This window comes from Altererythrobacter sp. TH136, from assembly GCF_007065885.1.
Lineage (GTDB): Bacteria > Pseudomonadota > Alphaproteobacteria > Sphingomonadales > Sphingomonadaceae > Tsuneonella.
Genome location: NZ_CP041409.1, coordinates 828,124 through 851,856 on the forward strand (window position 1 = coordinate 828,124; position 23,733 = coordinate 851,856).

Annotated in this window: 26 protein-coding genes; 21 read left to right on the plus strand and 5 right to left on the minus strand. The window is 66.6% G+C overall.

Annotation, left to right across the window (positions count from 1 at the left end):
- The first annotated feature begins 9 nt into the window (after nucleotides 1–9).
- Entirely contained in the window at nucleotides 10–492 is a 483-nt protein-coding gene (locus C0V74_RS04075) for a GreA/GreB family elongation factor (protein ID WP_143252149.1), read from the plus strand.
- Complete coding sequence (locus C0V74_RS04080; RefSeq protein ID WP_143250747.1) at nucleotides 485–967, plus strand: invasion associated locus B family protein; 483 nt, start codon at nucleotides 485–487, stop codon at nucleotides 965–967. The genes C0V74_RS04075 and C0V74_RS04080 overlap by 8 nt, the downstream gene beginning before the upstream one ends.
- A gap of 59 nt (nucleotides 968–1,026) precedes the next feature.
- Here the strand turns inward: C0V74_RS04080 and C0V74_RS04085 are convergent, their stop codons facing one another.
- A complete protein-coding gene (locus tag C0V74_RS04085) occupies nucleotides 1,027–1,698 on the minus strand; it encodes a porin family protein (RefSeq protein ID WP_143250748.1) in 672 nt (223 codons plus the stop codon).
- A 229-nt stretch (nucleotides 1,699–1,927) separates the two neighbouring features.
- On the opposite strand from C0V74_RS04085, the gene rlmN reads away from it, so the two are divergent.
- From rlmN to C0V74_RS04130, 10 genes are all read left to right on the plus strand, one after another.
- Nucleotides 1,928–3,178, plus strand: a complete 1,251-nt coding sequence (gene rlmN / locus C0V74_RS04090; protein WP_143250749.1) for a 23S rRNA (adenine(2503)-C(2))-methyltransferase RlmN — start codon at nucleotides 1,928–1,930, stop codon at nucleotides 3,176–3,178.
- Nucleotides 3,179–3,327: 149 nt separating this feature from the next.
- Entirely contained in the window at nucleotides 3,328–3,669 is a 342-nt protein-coding gene (locus C0V74_RS04095; RefSeq protein WP_207974466.1) for a glycine zipper 2TM domain-containing protein, read from the plus strand.
- Nucleotides 3,670–3,782: 113 nt separating this feature from the next.
- Entirely contained in the window at nucleotides 3,783–4,559 is a 777-nt protein-coding gene (locus tag C0V74_RS04100; protein ID WP_143250750.1) for an SDR family oxidoreductase, read from the plus strand.
- Nucleotides 4,556–5,224: a cytochrome b/b6 domain-containing protein gene (locus C0V74_RS04105; protein WP_143250751.1), complete on the plus strand. Its 669-nt coding sequence runs from the start codon at nucleotides 4,556–4,558 to the stop codon at nucleotides 5,222–5,224. Before C0V74_RS04100 ends, C0V74_RS04105 begins: the two co-directional genes overlap by 4 nt.
- Nucleotides 5,214–5,951 carry a molybdopterin-dependent oxidoreductase gene (locus C0V74_RS04110; RefSeq protein ID WP_143250752.1) on the plus strand — a complete coding sequence of 246 codons (738 nt, stop codon included), beginning with the start codon at nucleotides 5,214–5,216 and terminating at the stop codon, nucleotides 5,949–5,951. The genes C0V74_RS04105 and C0V74_RS04110 overlap by 11 nt, the downstream gene beginning before the upstream one ends.
- 169 nt (nucleotides 5,952–6,120) lie before the next feature.
- Nucleotides 6,121–6,663 carry a hypothetical protein gene (locus C0V74_RS04115; protein WP_246844958.1) on the plus strand — a complete coding sequence of 181 codons (543 nt, stop codon included), beginning with the start codon at nucleotides 6,121–6,123 and terminating at the stop codon, nucleotides 6,661–6,663.
- Between the two features lie 92 nt (nucleotides 6,664–6,755).
- Nucleotides 6,756–7,970 (plus strand): argininosuccinate synthase, encoded by a 1,215-nt coding sequence (locus tag C0V74_RS04120; protein WP_143250753.1) that lies wholly within the window; start codon nucleotides 6,756–6,758, stop codon nucleotides 7,968–7,970.
- Between the two features lie 853 nt (nucleotides 7,971–8,823).
- Nucleotides 8,824–9,345 (plus strand): septal ring lytic transglycosylase RlpA family protein, encoded by a 522-nt coding sequence (locus C0V74_RS04125; RefSeq protein WP_207974462.1) that lies wholly within the window; start codon nucleotides 8,824–8,826, stop codon nucleotides 9,343–9,345.
- 148 nt (nucleotides 9,346–9,493) lie between these two features.
- Nucleotides 9,494–9,667, plus strand: a complete 174-nt coding sequence (locus C0V74_RS12830; RefSeq protein ID WP_168194144.1) for a hypothetical protein — start codon at nucleotides 9,494–9,496, stop codon at nucleotides 9,665–9,667.
- 239 nt (nucleotides 9,668–9,906) lie between these two features.
- On the plus strand, nucleotides 9,907–10,467 hold the full coding sequence (locus tag C0V74_RS04130) for a hypothetical protein (RefSeq protein WP_143250754.1): 561 nt from the start codon (nucleotides 9,907–9,909) through the stop codon (nucleotides 10,465–10,467).
- Here C0V74_RS04130 and C0V74_RS04135 read toward each other — a convergent pair.
- Nucleotides 10,430–12,460, minus strand: a complete 2,031-nt coding sequence (locus C0V74_RS04135) for a protein-disulfide reductase DsbD domain-containing protein (RefSeq protein WP_143250755.1) — start codon at nucleotides 12,458–12,460, stop codon at nucleotides 10,430–10,432. The genes C0V74_RS04130 and C0V74_RS04135 overlap by 38 nt on opposite strands.
- A 28-nt stretch (nucleotides 12,461–12,488) precedes the next feature.
- Between C0V74_RS04135 and C0V74_RS04140 the strand changes: the two genes are divergently transcribed.
- A complete protein-coding gene (locus tag C0V74_RS04140) occupies nucleotides 12,489–13,709 on the plus strand; it encodes a UbiH/UbiF/VisC/COQ6 family ubiquinone biosynthesis hydroxylase (protein ID WP_143250756.1) in 1,221 nt (406 codons plus the stop codon).
- On the opposite strand, the gene C0V74_RS04145 is transcribed toward C0V74_RS04140, so the two are convergent.
- The 3 genes from C0V74_RS04145 to hemC are packed head-to-tail and all read right to left on the minus strand — an operon-like array spanning nucleotide 13,703 to nucleotide 16,237.
- Nucleotides 13,703–14,590, minus strand: a complete 888-nt coding sequence (locus C0V74_RS04145; RefSeq protein ID WP_143250757.1) for a hypothetical protein — start codon at nucleotides 14,588–14,590, stop codon at nucleotides 13,703–13,705. The genes C0V74_RS04140 and C0V74_RS04145 overlap by 7 nt on opposite strands.
- A gap of 43 nt (nucleotides 14,591–14,633) precedes the next feature.
- On the minus strand, nucleotides 14,634–15,314 hold the full coding sequence (locus tag C0V74_RS04150; protein ID WP_246844959.1) for a uroporphyrinogen-III synthase: 681 nt from the start codon (nucleotides 15,312–15,314) through the stop codon (nucleotides 14,634–14,636).
- A complete protein-coding gene (hemC, locus tag C0V74_RS04155; protein ID WP_143250758.1) occupies nucleotides 15,311–16,237 on the minus strand; it encodes a hydroxymethylbilane synthase in 927 nt (308 codons plus the stop codon). Before hemC ends, C0V74_RS04150 begins: the two co-directional genes overlap by 4 nt.
- A 46-nt stretch (nucleotides 16,238–16,283) precedes the next feature.
- Here hemC and tsaD point away from each other — a divergent pair, with 46 nt between their 5' ends.
- The 8 genes from tsaD (at nucleotide 16,284) to C0V74_RS04195 (ending at nucleotide 23,684) form a co-directional block, all read left to right on the plus strand.
- On the plus strand, nucleotides 16,284–17,321 hold the full coding sequence (tsaD, locus tag C0V74_RS04160; protein WP_143250759.1) for a tRNA (adenosine(37)-N6)-threonylcarbamoyltransferase complex transferase subunit TsaD: 1,038 nt from the start codon (nucleotides 16,284–16,286) through the stop codon (nucleotides 17,319–17,321).
- The gene (locus C0V74_RS04165) at nucleotides 17,318–18,316 is read left to right on the plus strand and encodes an NAD(P)H-dependent glycerol-3-phosphate dehydrogenase (RefSeq protein WP_143250760.1); all 999 of its coding nucleotides are present in this window, start codon (nucleotides 17,318–17,320) and stop codon (nucleotides 18,314–18,316) included. The genes tsaD and C0V74_RS04165 overlap by 4 nt, the downstream gene beginning before the upstream one ends.
- Complete coding sequence (locus tag C0V74_RS04170; protein WP_246844960.1) at nucleotides 18,313–19,857, plus strand: oligosaccharide flippase family protein; 1,545 nt, start codon at nucleotides 18,313–18,315, stop codon at nucleotides 19,855–19,857. Before C0V74_RS04165 ends, C0V74_RS04170 begins: the two co-directional genes overlap by 4 nt.
- The gene (locus C0V74_RS04175; RefSeq protein ID WP_131625240.1) at nucleotides 19,854–20,387 is read left to right on the plus strand and encodes a hypothetical protein; all 534 of its coding nucleotides are present in this window, start codon (nucleotides 19,854–19,856) and stop codon (nucleotides 20,385–20,387) included. Before C0V74_RS04170 ends, C0V74_RS04175 begins: the two co-directional genes overlap by 4 nt.
- A gap of 69 nt (nucleotides 20,388–20,456) precedes the next feature.
- A complete protein-coding gene (locus C0V74_RS04180) occupies nucleotides 20,457–20,816 on the plus strand; it encodes a response regulator (protein ID WP_131625239.1) in 360 nt (119 codons plus the stop codon).
- A 38-nt stretch (nucleotides 20,817–20,854) separates the two neighbouring features.
- Nucleotides 20,855–22,030 (plus strand): acyl-CoA dehydrogenase, encoded by a 1,176-nt coding sequence (locus C0V74_RS04185; protein ID WP_143250761.1) that lies wholly within the window; start codon nucleotides 20,855–20,857, stop codon nucleotides 22,028–22,030.
- A gap of 14 nt (nucleotides 22,031–22,044) precedes the next feature.
- Complete coding sequence (gene maiA, locus C0V74_RS04190; RefSeq protein ID WP_143252153.1) at nucleotides 22,045–22,680, plus strand: maleylacetoacetate isomerase; 636 nt, start codon at nucleotides 22,045–22,047, stop codon at nucleotides 22,678–22,680.
- Nucleotides 22,677–23,684 carry a fumarylacetoacetate hydrolase family protein gene (locus C0V74_RS04195; protein ID WP_143250762.1) on the plus strand — a complete coding sequence of 336 codons (1,008 nt, stop codon included), beginning with the start codon at nucleotides 22,677–22,679 and terminating at the stop codon, nucleotides 23,682–23,684. The genes maiA and C0V74_RS04195 overlap by 4 nt, the downstream gene beginning before the upstream one ends.
- Nucleotides 23,685–23,733 lie beyond the last annotated feature (49 nt).

Sequence of the window (23,733 nt, forward strand, 5' to 3'; positions counted from 1 at the left end):
ATGGCGGGGATGCCTGCACTCGCCAGCAACCCGATCAGTCCTGCCGGCCTTGCGGCGCTTAAGGCCCGCTACGATCAACTGCTGGGCACGGAACGGCCGGCGATCGTCGAACTGGTGAGTTGGGCCGCCGGCAACGGCGACCGCAGCGAAAACGGGGACTATCTCTATGGCCGCAAGCGGATGCGGGAGATCGATCGGGAGCTTGCGCACCTCGCCCGCCGAATGAAATCAGCCAGGGTGATCGATCCGGCGGACCAGCCCGATCCCGCCCGCGTGTTCTTCGGCGCGACCGTGACCCTGGCCGACGACGACGACCAGCAGCGGATCGTCACCTTGGTGGGCGACGACGAGCAGGACGCCGGCAACGGCGCGATCGGCTGGAGTTCCCCGATGGCGCGCGCTCTGCGCGGCGCGGCTGTCGGCGATGTTCGGACCGTGCGACTGCCGGGCGGGGAAAAGGACTGGGAAGTGATCGCGATCCGCTATGCTTAGGGCGGTGCTGATCGCGGCGGCTTTGGTGGCGACGCCGGCCGCAGCCAAGGACAGCCTGGGCGTCTTCGGATCATGGGCCGCCTTCCGCGACCCGCCGGTGCCTCGCTGTTATGCCATCGCCATGCCGGCCGCGAGCAAGGCTTCGCGAGATTACGCCCCATTCGCCACAATCGGCACGTGGCCCCGCCGCGCCGTTCGCGGGCAGGTCCATTTCCGCCTGTCCCGCAAAGTGGCCGCAACCGCCCCGATCATCCTCAGCATCGGCGGGCAGCGGTTCACCCTTGCTGGTGGCGGCGGAGATGCATGGGCAAGTGACCGGGCCATGGACGCAGCGATCGTCGCCGCGATGCGCTCGGCCAGGTCCATGACCGTATCCGGGCGCGACGCGAAGGGGCGCCGTTTCTCCGACCGCTATCCGCTGGAAGGCGCGGCCACCGCGATGGACGCAGCGACCGTGGGGTGCGCGCGCCGCTGATGCAAGAAAGGGCGGAGCGCCAGCGCCCCGCCCTTCCCTGGGTTCACCGCTGGTAGCGCTTAGAAGCGCACACCGGCGGTGGCGACGACCTGGTGACGATCGGTGTCGAGGTTGAAGCGGCTGGAGTCAGGCGTGTCGCCTTCGAAATCCACTTCGCCCTTGCCGTACTTCGAATAACGGTATTCCGCGCCGACATAGGCATTGCGGCTTACCGCGAATTCAGCACCCGCACCAAGGCGCCAGCCGTCGGTGTCCAGCTTCTGGGCGAGGTTGACCGTTCCGTCGCTGCCCGTGACCGAGAAGCGCTGGTTGGTGTAGCCTGCCTTACCATAGATCATCGTGGTCGGGCTGGTGACGTAACCGACGCGGCCACCGACATAGATCTCGCGATCCGCCTGGACGTTGCCGAGGTTGAACACCGTGGGCTGGTCGTTGTTGAAGTCACGGCCAGCGGTGCTGCCCGAATACGAAGCTTCGGCACCGACGCGGAAATTCGGGCTCGCGGCGAAATCATAGCCGACCACGCCGCCGTAGGTGACGCCGTCAACCGACTGCTTGAGGTCGCGAGTGTTGTCCACGTCCTCAGTGCTGCCCGAGCGGATGTGATCGTAGCCCACTTCGGCGCCGGCGCGGAGACCGCTGAACGGGATCTCGCTGGCGGTCTGGGCCATCGCGGGGGTCGCCATGGCCACCAGCGAGGCGGCGGCGAGCGATGCGATCTTGTACTTCATGGGGGTACTCCGTCTTTCTTTCGTCCGGTCCGGCGCAGTGCCGTGACCTTGGACACGCTGAACGGGGGACAGCAGCGCCAGTTTCATTAACCTGAAACAACAAGAAGCCTGTGGTGTTTCAGCAACAATCTAATCGACGAAGAGTCGTTCGTGTCCGACATCTGGTGGGAACCACGGCCGGATCGCGAGGTTTGCGCGCGCGCCCTTGAATACCTATATGCGCCGCTTCATGACCGACACTGCCCTCATGTCCATCCCGGGTCCGATCGACCCGGTGCCCGTCGCGCGTCCCGATGCCGCCGATGGAGTCACGCCGCGGTCTGACGGGCGGATCGACCTCCTGGGTCTTCCGCGTGAGCGGATCGCCACCTTTCTGGCCGAGGCAGGGCTGGATGAGAAAGCGGCCAAGCTGCGCTCGCGCCAGGTATTCCACTGGATCTACCATCGCGGGGTAAGCGACTTCGAAGCGATGACCGACATCGCCAAGACGATGCGCCCCTGGCTCGCTGAACGGTTTGTCATCGGTCGGCCCGAGATTGTCGAGGCGCAGCACTCCACTGATGGTACGCGCAAGTGGTTGCTGCGCACCGCGGATGGCCACGACTTCGAGATGGTGTTCATCCCCGATGCTGACCGGGGCACGTTGTGTGTGTCCAGCCAGGTCGGCTGCACGCTCAACTGCACCTTCTGCCACACCGGCACCATGCGGCTGGTGCGCAACCTCACGCCGGGCGAGATCGTCGGTCAGGTGATGCTGGCTCGTGACGCCCTTGGCGAATGGCCGCGCGGTTCGATGGCCGGACTGGAAGACGAAGAAGATGCCGGTCACTATTCGTCGGATGGGCGCCTGCTGACCAACATCGTGATGATGGGCATGGGCGAACCGCTGTACAATTTCGAAAACGTGAAGTCCGCGCTCCGCATCGTGATGGACGGCGCCGGGCTTGCGCTGTCCAAGCGGAGGATCACGCTGTCGACCAGCGGCGTGGTGCCGATGATGGCACGCGCGGGCGAGGAAATCGGGGTGAACCTCGCGGTATCGCTCCACGCGGTGAACAAGGAAACGCGCGATGAGATCGTCCCACTCAACCGCAAATATGGCATCGACGAACTGCTGACCGCCTGCGCGGCCTATCCGGGGGCGTCGAACGCGCGGCGGATCACGTTCGAATACGTGATGCTGAAGGACAAGAACGACAGCGATGCCGATGCACGGGAGCTCGTCCGTCTGCTGAAGCACTACAACCTGCCGGCAAAGGTCAACCTGATCCCGTTCAACCCGTGGCCCGGCGCGGCCTACGAGACGTCTTCGCCTGAACGGGTACGGCGCTTCTCAGAGATCGTATTCGAAGCCGGCATCAGTGCCCCGGTGCGCACCCCGCGTGGACGCGACATCGATGCAGCCTGCGGGCAGCTCCGCACAGCAGCCGAGAAGAAGAGCCGAGCGGAACGGGATCGCGAAGCAGCTGCGGTAGCCTAGACCGCATCACGGGCACGACTTATCGCCGGATCGGGGCATCTCGTCGTGAAAAGCGTTAGGCAACAAAGCGTTCATCTGAGGTTGTGGACCCCCTCGCCAGCTTGAGCGTCGACAGTTCAAGTCGCTCATTCGAGGGAAAGGAAAACCCCGTGAAAAAGATTGCTCTCGCCCTTGCCGCCACTGGCCTCATGGTTCCCGCCGCCCCGGCGCTCGCCGATCATCATCGTGGGCATCATTACAAGCAGAAGCAGCAGCGGTATTATTCGACCGATAACGGCATCCGTTACTGGCAGGGTGAAGACGGCCGGCGCTACTGCAAGCGCTCGGACGGGACCGTGGGCCTGATCGTCGGCGGTGCCGCGGGTGCCCTGGTTGGCCGCGCGATCGACACGCGCGGGGAACGGGCCACCGGCACGATCCTGGGTGCCGCTGCCGGTGCCCTGCTCGGCCGCCAGGTTCAGCGCGGCAGCAGCTCCTACCGCTGCCGCTAAGCACATCGCTTCATCGGGTCGCATCTGATGAACGAGCGCGCCGTCTCCTTCGGGGGGCGGCGCGTTTTGCTATGGGCTTTGTTATGGTGCGCCGCTGTGCTTGAATGGCGGAGATGAGTGATGCCCCGCCCTCCCCTCCCGCCGTCCTGGTCACCGGCGGAGCGCGGCGGATCGGCGCGGCCATCGCCCGACGCTTTGCCGCTGCCGGGTGGCGCGTCATCATCCACTATGGTCGCTCGGTCGCCGAGGCAGAGCAATTGGCCGCCGAGTTGCCTGGAGCCGTCGCCATCCACTGCGATCTGGCGGACGGGGATGCTGCCGAGGACATGGTGGAGCGGCTGGCGAGCTTTCTTCCTGACTGGCGCTGCCTGGTGAACTGTGCGTCCGTGTTTGACGCTGACGACGTTTCCCGCCTCGACGCCGATACCTTCCGCCGGGCGATCCGCGTTAACGCCGAAGCTCCGGCGCGGATGGCGCAGGCGTTTCTCGCAAAGGCGCAGGCGGGCGGCGGACGGCGGGTTATCCAGGTGACCGATCAGAAGCTCGCCAATCCGAACCCGGATTTCTTCAGCTACACGCTGAGCAAGCACGCCATCGCCGGCGCCATCCCGATGCTAGCAATGGGAGCCTGCGGCCCGGACGATCGAGTATACGGGCTCGCCCCGGGCGCCATTCTCGCCAGCCACGACCAATCGGAAGACGAGGCGGCGATCAGTCACCGGCTCAACCTGCTCGGTCGCAGGACCGATGCAGACGAGGTCGCGGACGCGTGCCTGTGGCTGTCGCAGGGATGGCTGGCGAGCGGTGAGACCCTGTTCATCGACAGCGGCCAGCACCTGGTGGCGCAGCCGCGGGACGTGATCTACCTAGCCCGGGAGAATGCCGCATGAAGCGGCACGCGCTCTCTACCCGGATCTGGCACTGGGCGAACTTTGCCTGCCTCGTGATCCTATTCATGAGCGGGCTCAACATCTCCAACGCGCATCCTTGGCTGTACTGGGGCGAACGAGGGTTTCATCCGTCCGAAGCGTGGCTGGCGGTCACCCGCTTTCCGGGATGGGCGACGATCCCGGGGTACTACAGCCTTGCCGGGGCACGGGAGTGGCACCTGGCCGTCGCCTGGCCGTTCGCGCTGCTGCTGGCCTTCCTGTGGCTGGCAATTCTCATTAATGGCCACTTCCGCCGCGACCTGATGACCCGCCGCCGCGAGTGGCGCGGTTCAGCCATTGCCGCTGACATCAGGGCGCACCTGCGGTTCGATTTCGATCGCGGAGACGCCAAGTTCAACTTCCTGCAAAAGCTGTCCTACGGCGTGGTGCTGGGGATCCTGCTGCCGGGCATGGTGCTGACCGGCATGGGCATCAGCCCGGGCCTGGAGCCGATCATGCGCCCGCTGAGCGACTTGGTCGGCGGGCGGCAGTCGATGCGATCGCTGCATTTCATCCTTGCTTGGGGCCTGTTCGGGTTCCTGGTCCTCCACGTCGCGCTGGTACTGGTATCCAATCCGGTGAAGCAGATGCGCGCCATGATCACGGGCGGCCGCGATGCAGCGTAGGGGCTTGCTGGCAGGGATCGCTGCGCTGGCGACAGGCGGCTGCGCCAAAGTCGCCGACAGCGGCACGGGGCAGGCGCTGCTGGGTGCTGCGGAGACGTGGCACATGAACGCCCAGCGCTTCCTCGCCGGCCGGAACGCACTGGCGACCGAATTCACGCGCGCCGACATCTCGCCATTCTTTCGCGGCAACGGAACGACCGCAATCGACACGCCCGAGTACGCCGCGGCGAAGGCGGCTGAGTTCGCCGACTGGCGGCTGACGGTCACCGGGCTTGTCGCGCATCCGCTGACCCTCAGCATGGAAAACATCCGCCGCCTGCCGCAGCGCACGCAGATCACCCGCCATGACTGTGTTGAGGGGTGGAGCGCGATTGGCGAATGGACCGGCCCGCAGCTTGCCACCATCCTGCGTGGCGCGACGCTGCTTCCGTCCGCACGCTTCATCGTATTCCGCTGCGCCGACACGCTGGGCGGTGCGCCATATTACGAGAGCATCGATCTAGTCGATGCGTTTCACCCGCAAACGATCATCGCGCACATGCTGAACGGAGCCCCTCTGCCGGAGCGCAACGGCGCGCCGCTGCGCCTGCGAGTAGAGCGACAATTGGGATACAAGCACGCCAAATATCTGACCGGCCTGGAGATCGTGTCCGACCTCTCGGGCATACACGGCGGCCACGGCGGATACTGGGAGGATCGCGGATACCACTGGTATGCCGGCGCCTGATTTTGACCGTTGACGAGCCACGTGAGGCGTGGATTGCTTACGTTCACCCGCGCGGCGCCACACCTTGGCATGTCACGTCTTGCACAAGGCAAGAGCACCGGTACGAGCGCGAGGCGCCGGATTGGCGCGTCAGCGCAGTGACGAGCAACGAAACGGATCGGTCGCAACGATGAAACTTGTCCCATCGCGGTTTATCGCCCTGCTGCTGGCGGTATGCACCGCCATGGTGCCGCAAATGGCCCTGGCCAAGGTCTCGGTCTCCTTCCACAGCTTCAACGGGTCGCTCCTGTTCGGGCGTTACCCGCACGCGTTCGTGGTGTTCGAGGGCACCTTGGACGACACCGGTGAACGCGTTTACTCCAATTACGGATACACCGCCGTGACCGCGGGTCCCGCCGTCCTCGCGGGGCCGGTCCGGCAGACGATGATGTCCGAAAAGGACAAGTACATCCGCTCCACCAACCGACATTTCACGGTCACGGTGTCCGATGCCACCTATCGCAGGATGATCGCGGAGGTGGCCGCCTGGCGCGATAAACCGGGCAAGAACTACGTGCTCGACAGCAACAACTGCATCCACTTCGTGGGCGCGATCATGCAGCTTGCCGGGGTGCGAGTAACCTACCCCTCCTCGATGGTCCGCAAGCCCAAGGCGTGGATGAACCACATCACCAGGCTAAACCCGCAATTGGGCGCGCGGCAGATTCCCTAGCGCGCCGCGGCACCGGCTTTACTTGCCGCACCTTCGGCAGTCGCCTAGGGCGCGGCGCCACTGGCTCATCCTATCAGTTCCCGGGAACCGACATGACCGACATCAACAAGGTCGTCCTCGCCTATTCGGGCGGCCTCGACACCAGCGTGATCCTGAAGTGGCTGCAGGTAACCTATGGGTGCGAGGTGGTGACATTCACCGCCGATCTGGGCCAGGGCGAGGAGCTGGAACCCGCGCGGGCCAAGGCGCGGCTGATGGGCATTCCCGACGGCAAAATCTACATCGACGACCTGCGCGAGGAATTCGTGCGCGACTTCGTGTTTCCGATGATGCGCGCTAATGCTCGCTATGAAGGCGACTACTTGCTCGGGACCTCGATCGCGCGGCCTCTGATCTCGAAGCGATTGATCGAAATCGCGCGCGAGACCGGTGCCGATGCGATCGCCCATGGCGCCACCGGCAAAGGCAATGATCAGGTCCGCTTCGAACTGTCGGCCTACGCGCTCGATCCCGACATCAAGGTAATCGCGCCGTGGCGTGAGTGGGACCTGACCAGCCGCACCGCGTTGATCGCCTGGGCCGAAAGCCACCAGATCGCGGTCTCGAAAGACAAGCGAGGCGAAAGCCCGTTTTCGACCGACGCCAATCTCCTGCACACCTCGTCGGAGGGCAAAGTGCTCGAGGATCCGTGGGAAGAAGTGCCCGACTATGTCTATTCGCGCACCGAGGAACCCGAGAACGGTCCCGACACGCCCGAATACATCACGATCGATTTCGAACGGGGTGACGGGGTTGCGGTGAATGGCGAGGCGATGAGTCCGGCGTCCTTGCTCACCGCGCTCAACGAATTTGGCCGGCGTCATGGCATCGGCCGTCTCGACCTGGTGGAAAATCGCTTCGTCGGGATGAAGAGCCGCGGCATGTACGAGACGCCGGGCGGCGAGATCTATGCGCGCGCCCATCGCGGGATCGAACAGATCACCCTCGACCGCGGAGCGGCGCATCTCAAGGACGAGTTGATGCCGAAGTATGCGGAGCTCATCTATAACGGCTTCTGGTTCACGCCAGAGCGCGAGATGCTGCAGGCAGCCATCGATCTGAGCCAGGAAAAGGTGTCCGGTACGGTTCGGCTCAAGCTGTTCAAGGGCCAGGCGCAAGTGGTCGGCCGCAGGTCGCCCAACTCGCTCTATTCCGAGCGGCACGTTACCTTCGAGGACGACGCCGGCGCGTACGACCAGAAAGATGCTGCCGGGTTCATCAAATTGAACGCCTTGCGCCTGCGATTGCTCGCTCAGCGAGATCGTTGATTTAAACCAAGGATTTAGTGCAGTTCGACTGCGCCAGTTTTTTATCCACCGATGTCCACAGGGAAAACCGGGGAAAGTGGATAAGTGGCCACTTGCGTCCTTGCCCGACTCGGCTCCGAAGCGCAGGTTCGGGTCATCGAGAGGAAACGAAATCCTTCAACTGGACAGGCTTAACAGCTTGAACGGAAAATGGATTTTCTACCAATCGTGATGGCGGCACCTGTCCGCGCAGACCTTGAGATCGTCGAATATCGGGCTTCGGTTCGATGCCAGGCGATCACCAGATAGGAATGCGAACGCGATGCAGTCATCGGCTGGACAGACCCAGCCATTCGAATGGCACGGTGTGCAGGCTTCGGCCAGGTATGCGGTGCTAAAGAATGGTCGGGAATGATCGGCCTCGGAACCGGATGTCGGCGCTGGATCTTCGGATTCGCGCCAGCGGAAGGATCCGGATGCCGGTGCGAGCACCGGTGACAGAGCTGACGGAACGCCGGTCTTCGGATCGATCGACCTTCAGCGACGACACTGGGCGCCAAGTGCCTTCTTCGGGAGGTCCACGCGCTGGTGAGAGTGGGGTCGACCTTCGGGTCGGCCCCATTTGCGTTCAGGCCGCGCATGACATCTTTGCTTGAAATGCAGCCGAGCGGTGGCTGAGCGAATCGGGCATGAACGGCTCGCTCGATCACCCGCACGAAGCGGTCGTCAGCCTGCGGTTGGCGGAACTATCGTGGTTAATCTTGAGTAACCACACGATGAACGGTTTGCACGATGGGGCAAAGCGAGCGTGCAGGGGTGCCTCCCAAGCATAGACGCGGGTAAACCGCCCGCCATGCAAAGAACCAACAAACGCATGTCGCGCCAGATGCTGCGCAGCGTCGTATTCGCTGCCGCCGTCATGCTCCCCGCATCCGCCAGCGGACCGGCATTTGCAGACGCAGGTGTTTCAGCCAGCCGCGAGAATTTCGCAGCGTCCTTCGCCAGTCTCAACACCGCCGCCAGCGCTTTTGTTCCCTCGACCGGGATGGTTGACGTAACCGCCATCCAGCCAAGCGAAGAGCCTGAGATCGAGGGCGCCGGACGGTCGATTGGCAGCGGCATCGCCAGCTATTACGGCAACGAACTCGCCGGCAATCGCACCGCGAGCGGTGAGCGGTTCGATCCGGGCAAATTGACCGCCGCGCATCGCACCCTGCCGATGGGTAGCCGCGTCCTTGTCACCAATGCGGCGAACGGCAAATCGGTGATCGTTCGGATCAACGATCGTGGCCCGTTCCACGGTAACCGGGTGATCGACCTGTCGAAGTCAGCTGCCAGTCGTATCGGCCTGATCGCTCGCGGCAGCGGGCGGGTAGAGATGGCGTTGCTGGACTAACCTTGCGCCTTGGGCGCGATCGCAAGTCGATGCGCGCGCGCCGCGAAACGCTGCCTCTCCGGTGTCTGACCCCGAACTTGGAGTGACGCCCGGAAAGTCCTGTTGGTTCACGCGTTGATGATCTGCACGCACACACGAAAGGATCATCATGCAGGGTGAAATTCTCAGCATCGCGACCATAGTCGGCCCCATCCTCATGCTCGCCGTGATCATCTGGGCCTACATGCGCAACAAGTCCGCCAGTCGCTCGACAACTCAACGTGCCGAGCGCGGCGCTCGCGAACTGCGGGAGGAAATCGAGCACGACCGCGATCCCACCTGAGGAGCGCCGAGGCTGCTGGCGGTCGCACCTCCGCCCCTCACGCCTTGATCTGATGCCGTCCACCGTTTCGCCACAGGCTCAGCCTTGGAGAAATTGACCGCGCGCGAGGCGGTGCATAGGACCGGGCAGATGACAATTAGCTCAGGGGCGGCGCTGACTGCGTTTGCCATTTCGACGTGCTTGCTCGGCGAAGATCTACAAAAGCTGGCGCAGGATGTGCGTGGCTTAACCCGCTCCCGGTGAAGCGTTTCGCGGGCCTTTTCCTGTGCGTGCTGGCGGCTTGCCGTCCGCCGGCGAGCGACGATTACGTTCAGCGCATCGAGCTGAATGCCGGGCGCGGTCCCACGGTGGAACCGACCTCGCCGCAGGTCGAAGGCGCGATATGGGCGCCCGGCGGAGGGTCTGAGCGGATCGTGTTCGGCAAACCGGGTTCGCCCCCATACCTAGCGCTTGCGTGCATCGGCACGGGCAGCAGGCGCGCCGTCGAGATCACCCGCTTCGCGCGAACGGATCCCAGGGCGCGCGGCATGATGGCCCTGGTTGGCAACGGACATATCGCGCGGCTCAAGATCGATGCAGAATGGAACGGCCGGGGGTGGTTATGGCGCGGTCGCTACCGCCCCACTGACGAACGGCTCGATGCGTTCACCGGCACGCGCAAGCTGGAATTGACCATCCCAGGCGCCGGCACATTGGTGCTGCAGGGCAGCAATGAACCCGGCCAGCTGATCGACCTGTGCCGACGCCTGTCGGCGCCCGCAATCAGGGTCCAGCCTGCGGCGATCCTTCCGCCAGGCTGACGAGACTGTCGACGGTGAGGACCTGCGGCAGAACCTGTGCCTCGCCTCCCGGGGCATACCACAAGTAAAGCGGGATGCCGGCCGCCCCATGGCGGGTAAGGAAGCGGGTGATTGCCGGATCGCGCCGCGTCCAGTCGCCCACCAGCGCCACCACGCCCGCCTTTTCAAAGGCCTTGCGGGTCGCCTCACGCTCAATCGCCGCCCGCTCGTTCACCTTGCAAGTGAGGCACCAGTCGGCGGTGAACCAGACGAAGACCGGCCTGCCCTCCGCCCGTGCGCTCGCGAGCGTCGCCTCGGAGAACGGTCGCGCGGGAAGCACGCCCTCGGTCGCGCTGGCGGGCGGCGCAACCAAGCTGGGCAAGGCCACTGCCATTGTCACCGCGAGCCCGGCGCTCAGTCCGGCCAGTGCAGTTCGCCGGTTCGCGCCTTGCCAGAGCGCCGCCAGCGCCGCGATAGTCAGCAAGGCCAGGATTGCGGCCCCGACCGCGAAAGACGCTCCGCCCAGACGCCAGCAAAGCCACGCCAACGCGGCCACCGTCAGCCCCATCGGCACTGCCATTGCGCGGCGGAATCGCTCCATCCACGGCCCCGGGCGCGGCAACAGGCGGCGCAGTGGAGGCAGGAACCCCAGCAGCAAGAACGGTAGCGCGAGACCCAGGCCAAGCGCGCCGAACAGCAGCAACGCCTGCGCCCACGGCAACAGCAGCGCCGCGCCCATCGCCGCCGCCATGAACGGTCCTGTGCACGGGGTGGCGACAAACGCCGCCAGCAGTCCGGTGGCGAAGGCGCCGGCCGGCTGACCTCCGCGCGTCAGCGACAGTGACGGCAGGTGGAACACGCCCGCCAGATTGGCGGTGATCGCCGACGCCAGCACCAGCAGCGCAACCACCACCGCCGGTTCCTGCAACTGGAAGGCCCAGCCGACCATCTCCCCCGCTGAGCGCAGCACGAGCAGCAGCACGCCAAGCGCCAGCGTCGCCAGCAGGACCCCGGCGGTGTACGCGATCCCTTCTGCCCGAGCTTGCGCATCGCTCTCACCCGCGCGTGCCAGGCTCAGCGCTTTCAGGCTGAGGATGGGGAACACGCACGGCATCACGTTCAGCAGCAGCCCCCCGGCCAACGCGCCGAGCAGCAGCAGCCATATGGGTCCGGCCTGCCTGTCTCCGGTCTTGAGCGGCACGCCGCCCGTCGGGACTGGCCCGGGTACGGCGCTGAAGCGTACCCCCTCCCCGTTGCCCAGCGCCAGAATGCCGCTCATGGTCTGCGGTCGTCCGGCGCCCGCCGCCAAGGGGATTTCGGCAATCAGCAGGTCGCCCTCAGCAGCGAACGTCTGGACCGCGGCGTATCGGACAAGATCGCGCTGCTCGAGGAACACGTGAAGGTCGGGCTTGGCCAGCGTGGCCGGCAACGGAATGGCGATGCGCAGCCGCCCCCCCTCGCTGGCGAAGCTGGCCGCGCGGTCGATCAGTGCGGGGATCGCCGCGCGCCAGCGATCGAACTGCGCGCCTGGCTGGACTTGCGCCAGGTCAAGCGTGAGGCGCGCTTGTTCGGGCACGCAAATCTGATCGGTGCAGGCGAGCCACTGCGCATCGACCGCAATGGGCGCGGGCCTGGCCGCGGCCGCCGAAGACGGAACCTCGACATCGATCAGCACCGCGTACGGCCCTTCGTACACGTGGTTCATCAAGCCACCGATGACGAGCCGCTGCGGCACTGGATATTGCGGCTCTCCCGCTTGCCACCCGGGCGGCAACTTCCACTTGAGCGTCAGGCCGTATCCCGCGTCGCCGGGGTTCTTCCAGTAGCCATGCCACCCGGGTTCCGGCGTAAAGGCGATAGCCAGGGTAAGCGGTTGGCCCGGACGAACCGGTCCCTCGGCCACCAGGCGCGCGGCGATGTGGTTGGGCCGCGCCTGCGCCGTCGCGACATCGTGCATCAGCAGGGCCAGGAATGCACACAGCACCGCCAGAAGGGGCAAGGACCTTGCGCGCATCGTGACTTGCGCTCTAGGGCCCGTGGACATGGACGACAAGCGCGACCTCGTGATCCTGGGCGGCGGACTCGTCGGCATGACGCTGGCGCTGGCTGCGGCAAGCAAGGGCATCTCCAGCCACGTCGTCGATCGGGCCGATCCCGCCGAATTGACCGCAGTGGGCTTCGATGGCCGCGCCTCCGCCATTTCGACCGCCAGCTGGAACCTGTTCGGCAACATCGGTCTGGCAAGCGCGTTGGAGCCTTTCGCCTGTCCGATCGAGCGCATCGCCGTCAGCGACCAATTGAAGCCGGGCCAGATCGATTTCGTGCCTGAACCGCACGAAGGTTCGCTCGGCCGCATGTTCGAAAACCGGCGCCTGAGGCTGGCGCTGTTCGAAGCCGCGGAGCAGCAGCCGCTGATCGCCTTCCATCCTCGCGCCGAGGTGATCGAGCGGGAACGCGGGGCGCACGGCGTGGCCGCGCGACTACGAGATGGGCGCACGCTCACCGGCAGCCTGATGGTGGCGGCGGAGGGCAGGCGCTCGCCCACTCGAGAGGAAGCTGGCCTGCCGTTGGCGCAGTGGGATTATCGCCATCGGGCCATCGTGACAGGGCTGGTCCACGATGCACCGCATGGCGGAACCGCGTGGGAAATCTTCTATCCGGCGGGCCCCTTTGCGTTGCTGCCGATGCTCGACGACGAAGCCGGCAACCATCGCAGCGCGCTGGTGTGGACCGTTGCGGAAAAGGACGCGGCGGGAACGCTCAAGCTCGGCGACCGCGCTTTCCTGGCCGAAGTGAACAAGCGGATGGGCGAGGTGCTTGGCACCGTCACTGCGGCGGGTCCGCGGGCCTCCTATCCCTTGAGCTTCCAGCACACCGCGCGGATCGTGGCCGACCGGCTGGCGCTGGTGGGCGATGCGGCCCACGGCATCCATCCGATCGCTGGCCAGGGTCTGAACCTGGGCCTGCGCGATGTCGGCGCACTGGTCGAAGTGATCGCTGACGGGATGCGGCTGGGCCTCGAGCCCGGCGATGCCCAGTTGCTGGCGCGCTACGAACGGTGGCGCAGTCTCGACAGCATGTCGGTGGCACTGGCAACCGATGGGCTGACCTGGCTGTTCGGCGTTCCGGGGAAGGCCGCCAGCGCGGTGCGCCGACTCGGCATGGGCGGGGTCCAGCGCCTGTCACCGCTGAAGCACTGGTTCATGGATGAAGCGCGCGGCGTATCGGGCGCGCTTCCTGAATTGCTGACCGAACGCTACTGAGCGGCAGGCGTAGCCGCGACGGCCGGACTGAGCTGCTCGACCGGCTGCCCGGCGCCGTTACGCAAGGTGCGCGGCTCCTGCACCGCAGCGGTCTCGATCAATTCCAGCGCCCGCTGCGCCCGCTCATACCGGCTGGCATCGGCGAGCCACTGCGCCGCGTCCACGGACCCGGGCAAAAGCCGGACCTCGGCCATAGCCTTGTCCACCCGTCCGCTTTCCAGGAACATCCGCGCGCGCTGGAACCGCCGCTCCGGCTGAGGCGAAGGGGTGGTTTCGCGGCGGATCACGAACATGTTCGACAGCTCTTCACCCAGGCGGCTGAGGCTGGGCCGTCCCGACCCCCGCTCAAGGCTGGGCTGAAGACCGTCGAGACGCGCCACCAACACGTCGCGGGTCACAGGGTTGCCCGCAAAATCGAGCACCGTCTGCACCGCGTTGGGCTGAGCATCGCCGAACCGCAGGCGGAGCTGATCCGCCAGGTAGCCCAGTTCGCTACCGCGCTCCAGCGCACGGCGGGCGGCAAACGCGATCAGCAGGCCTTCCGCGCGCGCCGCGTTGCCGCCCGCCGCCTGCGCCTGAAGGTCGAGCCGGGCGATCCGCTGCTCGGCCGCCGCGAGCCGCTGGTCGAGACCGCCTTGGGTCTCTTGCACCCGGGCAACCGCAGCGGCGGCGGTCTCGCTCGGCACGGGGCGCGCGGGTGGGCCGGCCAGTGGCGCCTGCTCGGTCGGTGCGGGCGCGGGAGAGGCAACGCCGGGTACGAAATACCCGCGCCACGCAAGGTAGCCGACCACCGACGCTCCCAGCAGGAACGACGCCAAAACTGCAAACAAGACCGGCTTCAACGACGAGCGCGGACGGCTCGTGGTGGTGTAATCGTTCATCAAGTCCCGTTCTGCGAACCCGGGCATCCCGCCCTTGTCGACGTCAGTCTTGGCACAACCTCGCGGCCAAGGCCAGCAGCCGCGTATCGGTGGGCTGGTCTGCTGCAACGGCGGTCCGCCATCCGGACCCCGCGGCGGTCACGATCCGGGGGCCGAGGCCGGCGATGGTTACCGGCGCGCGGTCGATCGCCAGGCGATCGCACTCGCCGGCGAACCGCTCCGCCGCGTCCGCGGAATGGAGCAGCACCACCGCGCCACCGCGCAGCACAGCCGGCACCGCGGGGTCCAGATCGACCGGCTGCGCGCGGTAGACCACGCGCTCGGCCATCGTGCATCCGCCGCGCACCTGCAGCGCGATCCGCTTCTCCCCGGCAAGGCGCAACAACCTGACGGGCGTGGTGAAAGCATCGATCACGGATTGCAGCCCGCCCTCGCCCGTACCCGCGACGGTGAACCCTGCGGCGCGGGCTGCCTGCGCAGTGCGCTCCCCGACAGCGAAAACCGGTAGCCCCGTCAGCCGGGCGAGATCCGTCCCGCCGCAGCGGAAGGCATTGGCGCTGCCCGCGATGATCGCGTCGTATTGGGAAGCGTTCGGCACCTGCCAGGCCACGGGCTCCATCGCGGACAGGGGCGCCCCCATCGCGGTCAATCCCAGAGCTTCGGCGGCGGCCAGTGTTTCGCTGAGCCCCGGTTCGGGCCGCAGCACGATCAGCGGCTGCGTCACGGTCCGCTGAACAGCGCGGCAATTCCCGGCGTCGCGCGGGCCAGCAGGTCCGCCGCCAGCCGTCCGGCCGCTGCGTGGTCCCCGGCTGTGAAGGTCGCGGTGCCCTCCACCCGCTCCGCCCCGTCCGCGCTGAACAGTGCGGCGGTCATCGCGAGGTGTGCTCCGTCGGAACGGGTGAGCACGGCAATGGGCGACTGGCAACTGCCGCCCAGTCCCGCCAGCAAGGCGCGCTCCGCCATGACTTCCGCCCGGCTGGGGGCGTGGTCCACCGCCGACAGCCACTCCCGGGTCTGGGCAGCGTCGGCGCGGCATTCGATCCCGATGGCGCCCTGCGCGGGAGCCGGCAGCCAGTCAGAAGTTTCCAGCGGATGTCCCGTGCCGGTCTCCCCCAGCCGCTCCAGCCCGGCCGCCGCGAGCAGGGTCACGTCGGCCTCTCCCGCCGCCAGCTTGGAGATGCGGGTCGCCACGTTGCCGCGGATCGGCACCACCTGCACATCCGGCCGGCGGTACAGCATCTGCGCGGCCCGGCGCGGCGCGCTGGTGCCGACCCGGGCGCCTTCGGGGATGCCCCGGATGCTGGCGGCACCGAGCAGGACGTCGCGTACATCCGCGCGCGGGAGCACGGCGGCGATCGTCAGCCAATCGGGCCGAATGGTCTCGACATCCTTCAGCGAGTGAACCGCCCCGTCGATCCGGCCATCCTCGAGACAGGCGTCGAGTTCCTTGGTCCACAGCGCCTTGCCGCCGATCTCCGCCAGCGGGCGGTCCTGCACCTTGTCCCCGCTCGCCAGCACCGGCACCAGTTCGACCGCGCTTTCGTCCCATCCGTGCGCCTTGCACAACCGCGCGCGCGCCTCATGCGCCTGCGCCATGGCAAGCGGTGAGCGGCGGGTTCCGAGGCGAAGCTTGGGTGTCACAGTCATCGGGTGCGCTTGCCGTAGCCAAGCAAAGCTCTAAGTGAAAGCAACGATGGGTGTGGTGCTGGGCATTGAATCGAGCTGCGACGAAACCGCAGCGGCGCTGGTCGCAGGCGATCGCACGATCATCGCGCAGGCCATCGCCAGCCAGGACGAAGCGCACGCGCCTTATGGCGGCGTGGTGCCCGAAATCGCCGCGCGTGCCCATGCCGAACGGCTGGCGCCGATGATCGAGGCGGTGATGCGTGACGGTGGGCTCAAGCTGGGCGACCTCGATGCCGTCGCCGCCACCGCCGGGCCCGGTCTCATCGGCGGGGTCATGGTCGGGCTGGTCACCGCCAAGGCGCTGGCGATGGCGGGCGACGTTCCGCTGATGGCGATCAATCACCTGGAAGGCCATGCGCTCAGCCCGCGCCTCGCGGATCCGGCGCTGGCGTTCCCTTACGCCCTGCTGATGGTGTCTGGCGGGCACTGCCAGATCCTCCGGGTGGAGGGCGTCGGACGATACCAGCGACTCGCGACAACCATCGACGATGCGCTGGGCGAAGCGTTCGACAAGACGGCCAAGATACTCGGGCTCGGTTTCCCCGGCGGACCGGCCGTTGAGCAGCTTGCGCGGGAGGGCGATCCGGAGGCAGTTCCCCTCCCCCGCCCGCTGGTCGGCAGCGGGGAGCCGCACTTCAGCTTCGCCGGCCTGAAGAGCGCGGTGCTGCGCGCGCACCAGAGCGGCCTTCATGCCGATGCGGACCTTGCCGCCAGCTTCCAGCAGGCCGCGATCGATTGCGTGGTCGATCGGCTTACCCATGCCCTGCGCGCGATGGAGCCGGTCGAAACGCTGGTCGTCGCTGGCGGCGTGGCCGCGAACCAGGCAGTGCGCCGCGCTCTCGAAAGCCTCACCGCGGCGCAGGGCTTGCGTTTCTCCGCGCCGCCGCCGGCGCTGTGCACCGATAATGCCGCGATGATCGCGTGGGCCGGGCAGGAGCGGCTGGCGATCGGTGCCCCGTTCGATCCGCTCGACATCGCCGCCCGCCCCCGCTGGCCGCTCGATCCCGCGGCAGAGCCGGTGCGCGGCGCAGGGTACAAGGCTTGAGTTCCGCCTCTCCGCAAGTCGCGGTGCTGGGCGCAGGGGCCTGGGGGACCGCGCTGGCGCAGATGCTCGCCAGCGACGGGCGCGAGGTGCTGTTGTGGGCGCGCGAACCGGAGCTGGTCGAGGAGATCAACACCCGCCGCACCAACAGCCTGTTCCTCCCGTCCGCCATGCTCGCGCCGTCGATCCGCGCGACCGGTGACCTGAGCGATCTGGCGCAGGCGGAGCTGGTGCTCGCCGTCACGCCAGCACAGCACCTCGCCGCCGTGGTCGAAGCGATGCCGGCGCATCCGCGCGATCTGGTGCTTTGTTCCAAGGGCATCGAAGCGGGCACCGGGCGGCTGATGAACCACGTGGCCCGCGATGCCGCCCCCGAAAGCGAAATCGCGGTCTTGTCCGGGCCCACGTTCGCTCACGAGGTCGCAGCCGGCTTGCCGACCGCGGTGACGCTGGCTTGCGCAGGCGGCGAAGCGCAATGGCAGCGGCTGGCGCCGGCGATCGCGCGGCCGGCGTTCCGGCCATACTATTCGGATGACGTGGCAGGCGCCGAGATCGGGGGCGCGGTCAAGAACGTGCTGGCGATCGCCTGCGGAGTCGTCGACGGGCTCGGGCTCGGGCAGAACGCCCGCGCGGCGCTGATCGCCCGGGGTTATGCGGAAATGCTCCGCTTCGGCGAGGCGCTGGGAGCGCAGCGCGACACCCTGGCCGGCTTGTGCGGCCTCGGCGACCTGGTGCTCACCTGCTCGTCCACCGCCAGCCGCAACTTCAGCCTCGGCAAGGCGCTCGGCGAAGGGGGCGATCCGGAGCAGCTTATGGCCGACCGGCGCACCGTGGCCGAAGGCGCGCATACCGCCCCGGTGCTCACCGAGCTGGCCGCGCGCCATGGGGTCGCCATGCCGATCGTGGCGGCGGTCTATCGCCTGCTGCACGGCGCCCCTGCCCGCGACATCGTTGCCGAACTGCTCGCCCGGCCCCTGGGTGCAGAGACCGACGCGTGAATTCAGACCGCGATCAGGGTGACATCGCTGCTCTGGCCAAGGGCGGCCGGCAGAACTTCTTCGGTTTCCTGCTGCGCCTTGCGGGGATGCTGCCGTTCCTGTTCATCGCGGGCCGGCTCTACGGCGCGGCCGCGCTCGGCCGCTATGCCTCGGCCCTGGTCGTGGTCGAGATCGTCGGGCTGATCTGCTCCATGGGGGAGAAGCGCGGGCTCGCCCAGCGCCTGACCGAGGATCCCGACACCCGCCCCGCCAATGTCGTGTTCGATGGTATGCTCATCGCGCTTCTCGCCGGATCGGCCGCTGCGGCGTTTTTCTGGCTGGTGCCGGCACCGCTGTTCCCGAGCGGGGAATACACCCAGCTCGACCGGCTGATCGTGCTGGCGATCCCCGCCTATGCGTTGACTGAGATCGTGCTGGCCGCGCAGGCGTATCGCTTCGACATCGCCACCACCGTCCGCGCGCGTTCGATCGTCCTTCCCTGGACGCTGTCGATCGGTGCCGGCGTGCTGTGGTTCGTGGTGCCGGAATCCGGCCTTGCGCTCGCATACCTCGCAGCGACCCTGGCGGGGCTTTCCACGGGACTGTGGTCGTTCCTGAGGACGTATGGCTTGCCGCGCGCCTGGCACCCGCGGCTGGGGGAGATGGCCCGGTTGACTACCCGCGCGTTGCCGCTGGCCACCGCCGATGCCATCGAGTGGGGCACCCGGCGGCTCGACATCTTCATCCTGGGCCTGTTCGCGGCGCCGAGCGCGGTCGGGGTCTATTACGTCGCCCAGCAGGTCGCCTCGCTGCCGCAGAAGCTGAAAACCAGCTTCGAGCCGATCCTGGGGCCGGTAATCACCCGCAATCTCAAGGACAAGAACTACGCGGCGATCGCCCGCCAGGTGTGCCAGGTGGGCTTCTGGATCACCGCCGCGCAAGCCGGAATCGGGCTGGCACTCGGAATTCCGGGAGAAGCGGTGATGGGGCTGATGGGTCCGAACTTCGTCGGCGGGACCGGGGCGCTGGCGTTCCTGCTGGCGGCGGAGGTCGTAGCCTCCACCGCGGTGGTGTCGGAAGCGGCCCTGATCTACGTCGCGCGGGTCCGTAATTTGCTGATTTCGGTGGCGACGATCGGGCTGCAGGCGTTGCTTACGGTGGCAGCGATGCTGATGGTTGATCGTTTCGACCTGCCCGAGACCTGGAAGGCCGCCGGCGCGGCGGCGGCACTGATGCTGGCGCTCGGGGTCGCAAGCCTGGTGAAGTCGATCGTGCTGAGCCGCTTCCTCCAGCATCGGATCAACAACTGGCGCTGGGCGCTGGTATATGCGGCCGCGCCGGCCATCCTGGTCGGCTGGGTGGCGACCATGCTGCCCGAATGGGCCGAACTGGCGATCGGGGTTCCCGCGATCCTGTTGGCGTACGGCTGGGTGATCTGGCGGTTTGGCTTCGGCCCGGAAGACCGGGTACTGTTTCGTCGTAATCTCGAACATGCCGATGAAGCGATCGATGCCGAAGCCGCCGCGATCGCCGGCGCACCTGCTAGAAAGGTAGAACCATGAACGATTTCGTCACTGCCAACTGGCCGCTGATGGTAATCGCGACTTTGGTGGTCATCGCGCTGCTGTGGTGGCTGCTGGTCGCCTCGCGGCGCACCCGGGTCCAGATCGACCGGCACGATATGCTCGATGAGGATGCCGCGCCCGCCGCGCGCAACCACGCGCTGATCGATGCGCCGCCCGCCGCGGCGCCATCGGTCGTGGTGCCCCCGCTGGTGCCTGATGCCATCGGCGGCGCTGGCGTCGCGGTCGCCGCCGCCGCGCTCGAGGCACGGCGGGACGCAGGGGAAATCGCCGGTGACGATCTCACCCGCATCAAGGGGCTGGGTCCAAAGCTTGCCGCCACGCTCAACGACCTTGGCGTGTCGCGTTTCGATCAGATCGCGGGGTGGAGCGATGCTGACATCGACCGGATCGATGCGCAGCTCGGGCGCTTCCAGGGCCGCATCCGCCGCGATGACTGGGTCGGCCAGGCCCGCCTTCTGTCAGCTGGGGACGAGGCCGCGTTTCAGGCGAAGTTCGGCGCCGTCTGATAGGGAACAAAATCAAGTCTTCGGGGTTAATGCGCGATCCACCCTGAACCCCGTGCAGAAGGAATAATCATGGCTCAACAGTGCGTCCTCGTGGCCGAAGATGAGCTGATCATCGGGGTGGACCTGTGCGATACCGTGGAGGAAGCCGGGTACGATGTCGCGGGCCCGTTTGAATCCTCGAGTTCCGCAATCGACGCTATCGAGCGCCGCAAGCCGGACCTCGCGATCCTCGACGTGCGGCTCGGTGACGGTGAAGTGTTTCCTCTCGCTGAAAAGCTGATGGCGGCGAACGTGCCGGTGATCTTCCACTCCGGCGAATTTTCACCGAGCGAGGTGAGCGGCCGCTATCCGCAGGCGCACGCGCTGGCCAAGCCGTGCCCGCCCGATCAGATCATCGCCACCATGCGAGAGGCTCTGGCCGAAGCCTGACCTTGCACGCGGTGCCCGGTCCTGCAAAGGATCGGCGCATGACACCATTCGACTGGCACGACCCGTTCAGCCTCGACGCGCAGCTTTCCGAAGACGAGCGCATGATCCGCGACGCCGCCCATGCGTTCGCGCAATCCGAATTGCAGCCCCGCGTGATCGAGGCGTTCGCCAACGAGGTCGATGCGCCCGAGCTGTTCCCACTGATGGGCCGCGCCGGACTGCTGGGCGCCACGGTCCCGGAGGAATACGGCGGCGCGGGCGCGAGCTATGTCGCCTACGGCCTGATCGCGCGAGAGATCGAACGGGTGGATTCTGGTTACCGCTCGATGGCGAGCGTGCAGTCCAGCCTCGTGATGTACCCGATCCACGCTTACGGCTCCGAAGCTCAAAAGCGCAAATACCTGCCCGGCCTCGCCAGCGGTGAACTCATCGGCTGCTTCGGCCTGACCGAGCCTGACGCCGGTTCCGATCCTGGCGGCATGCGCACGTATGCCAAGCAGAATGGTGACGGCTACTCGTTGTCGGGCGCCAAGACCTGGATCAGCAACGCCCCGTTCGCCGACGTGTTCGTCGTCTGGGCCAAGAGCGAGGCGCACGGCGGTGCGATCCGCGGGTTTATCCTCGACAAGGGCATGGCGGGCCTGTCCGCGCCCAAGATCGACAACAAGCTGTCCTTGCGCGCCAGCACCACCGGCATGATCCTGATGGACGAGGTCAAGGTCGGCGCCGATGCGCTGCTGCCCGAGGTGTCCGGGCTCAAGGGTCCGTTCGGTTGCCTAAACCGCGCGCGCTACGGCATATCTTGGGGTGCGATGGGCGCGGCCGAGTTCTGCCTTCACGCCGCGCGCCAGTACGGCCTCGATCGCGAGCAGTTCGGCGTGCCGCTCGCCTCCAAGCAGCTCTTCCAGCTCAAGCTCGCCGACATGATGAGTGAAATCGCCCTGGGGCTCCAGGCGTCGCTTCGCGTGGGCCGGCTGATGGACGAGCACGCCTTCGCGCCCGAGATGATCTCGATCGTCAAGCGCAACAATGTCGGCAAGGCGCTCGATATCGCGCGTAAGAGCCGCGACATGCACGGCGGCAACGGGATCAGCGGCGAATACCAGGTGATCCGCCACATGGTGAACCTCGAAACGGTGAACACCTATGAAGGCACGCACGATGTCCACGCGCTGATCCTGGGCCGCGCGATCACCGGGATCCCGGCGTTTTGACGCATCAGAAGCAGATGCGCCTGTGGGCCTATTTTCGCAGTTCGACCAGCTATCGGCTGCGGATCGCGCTGAACCTCAAGGGCCTCGAATACGAGGTCATTCCGGTGGACCTGCGCACCGCACAGCAGAAGGACGCCGGGTTTACCGCGCGCAACCCCTTCGGCAGCGTTCCCATGCTCGAGGCGGACGGACGCGACCGCGCGCAGTCGATGGCGCTGCTCGAATGGCTGGACGAGGCGTACCCCGAACCCCCGCTGCTGCCCTCAGGGATGGAGGACCGCTACACCGCGCGCGAGCTTGCCTATGGCATCGCCACTGAAATCCACGCGGTGAACAACCTGCCGGTGCTCAATTATCTCAAGACCGAGCTCGGCCATTCGCAGGACGAGATCGACGTCTGGTACCGCCACTGGCTGGCGCGCACGCTCGATCCGGTCGAGGGGCTGCTGGCGCAGATCGGCACCGGCGAATTCCTGTTCGACGGGCCCGGCCTGTTCGAAGTCGTCCTGCTTCCGCAGGTATACAATGCGCGCAAGTTCGCGTTCGATTTCTCCCGCCACCCGCATATCGAGCGGATCGAGGCGGCGTGTCTCGCCCTGCCCGCGTTCGAGCGCGCCCACCCCGACAACCAACCGGATAGCCCGCAATGAAACTCGCCTCTCTCAAGCACGGCCGCGACGGCAAGCTGGTCGTCGTGTCCAAGGACATCACCCGCTATTCGTCGGCCGAGCACATCGCTCCGACGATGCAGTACGCGCTCGACAATTGGGCTGAGGTCGCACCGCAGCTGGAGGCGCTGTACCGTGACGTCGAGCACTGGACGGTGCCGTGCGGGCGCTTCCACGAACATGACGCCGCCAGCCCCCTTCCTCGCGCGTACCAGTGGGCGGACGGCAGCGCGTACATCAACCACGTCGAACTGGTCCGCCAGGCGCGCGGCGCGCAAGTGCCGGAAAGCTTCTACCATGACCCGCTGATGTATCAGGGCGGCAGCGACGGTTTCTTGGCCCCCCGCGATCCCATCCCGCTCAAGGACACCGCCTGGGGCTGCGACATGGAGGGCGAGATCGCCGTCATCGTCGACGACGTGCCGATGGGCGTGTCGTCCGACGAGGCGGTGGGGCACATCAAGCTGCTGATGCTGGTCAACGACGTGTCGCTGCGGGGCCTCATCCCGGGTGAGCTGGAGAAGGGTTTCGGCTTCTTCCAGTCGAAGCCCGCCAGCGCGTTCTCGCCGGTCGCGGTGACTCCCGACGAGTTGGAAGATGCATGGGCCAACAGCGTCATCAACCTGCCGCTGATGGTGGATTACAACGGCCAGCCGTTCGGCCGGGCCAACGCCGCGCAGGAAGCCACGTTCAACCTGGCCGATCTGGTCGCTCACGCCGCCAAGACCCGTAGCCTGTGCGCCGGATCGATCATCGGTTCGGGCACGGTGAGCAACAAGGGTGCCGATGGCGGTCCGGGCACGCCCGTCAGCGAGGGAGGCGCTGGCTATTCGTGCATCGCCGAGATTCGCATGATCGAGACCATTGCCGGCGGAAAGCCGACCACGCCCTTCATGCAGCCGGGCGATGTGGTGTCGGTCGAAATGCGCGATGCGCAGGGCCATTCGATCTTCGGCAAGATCGAGCAGGAGGTCGTCGCCGCCTGATCGCGCTTGCGCGCAGACGCTTTCGAAATCATGGTATCCCGCAGATAAC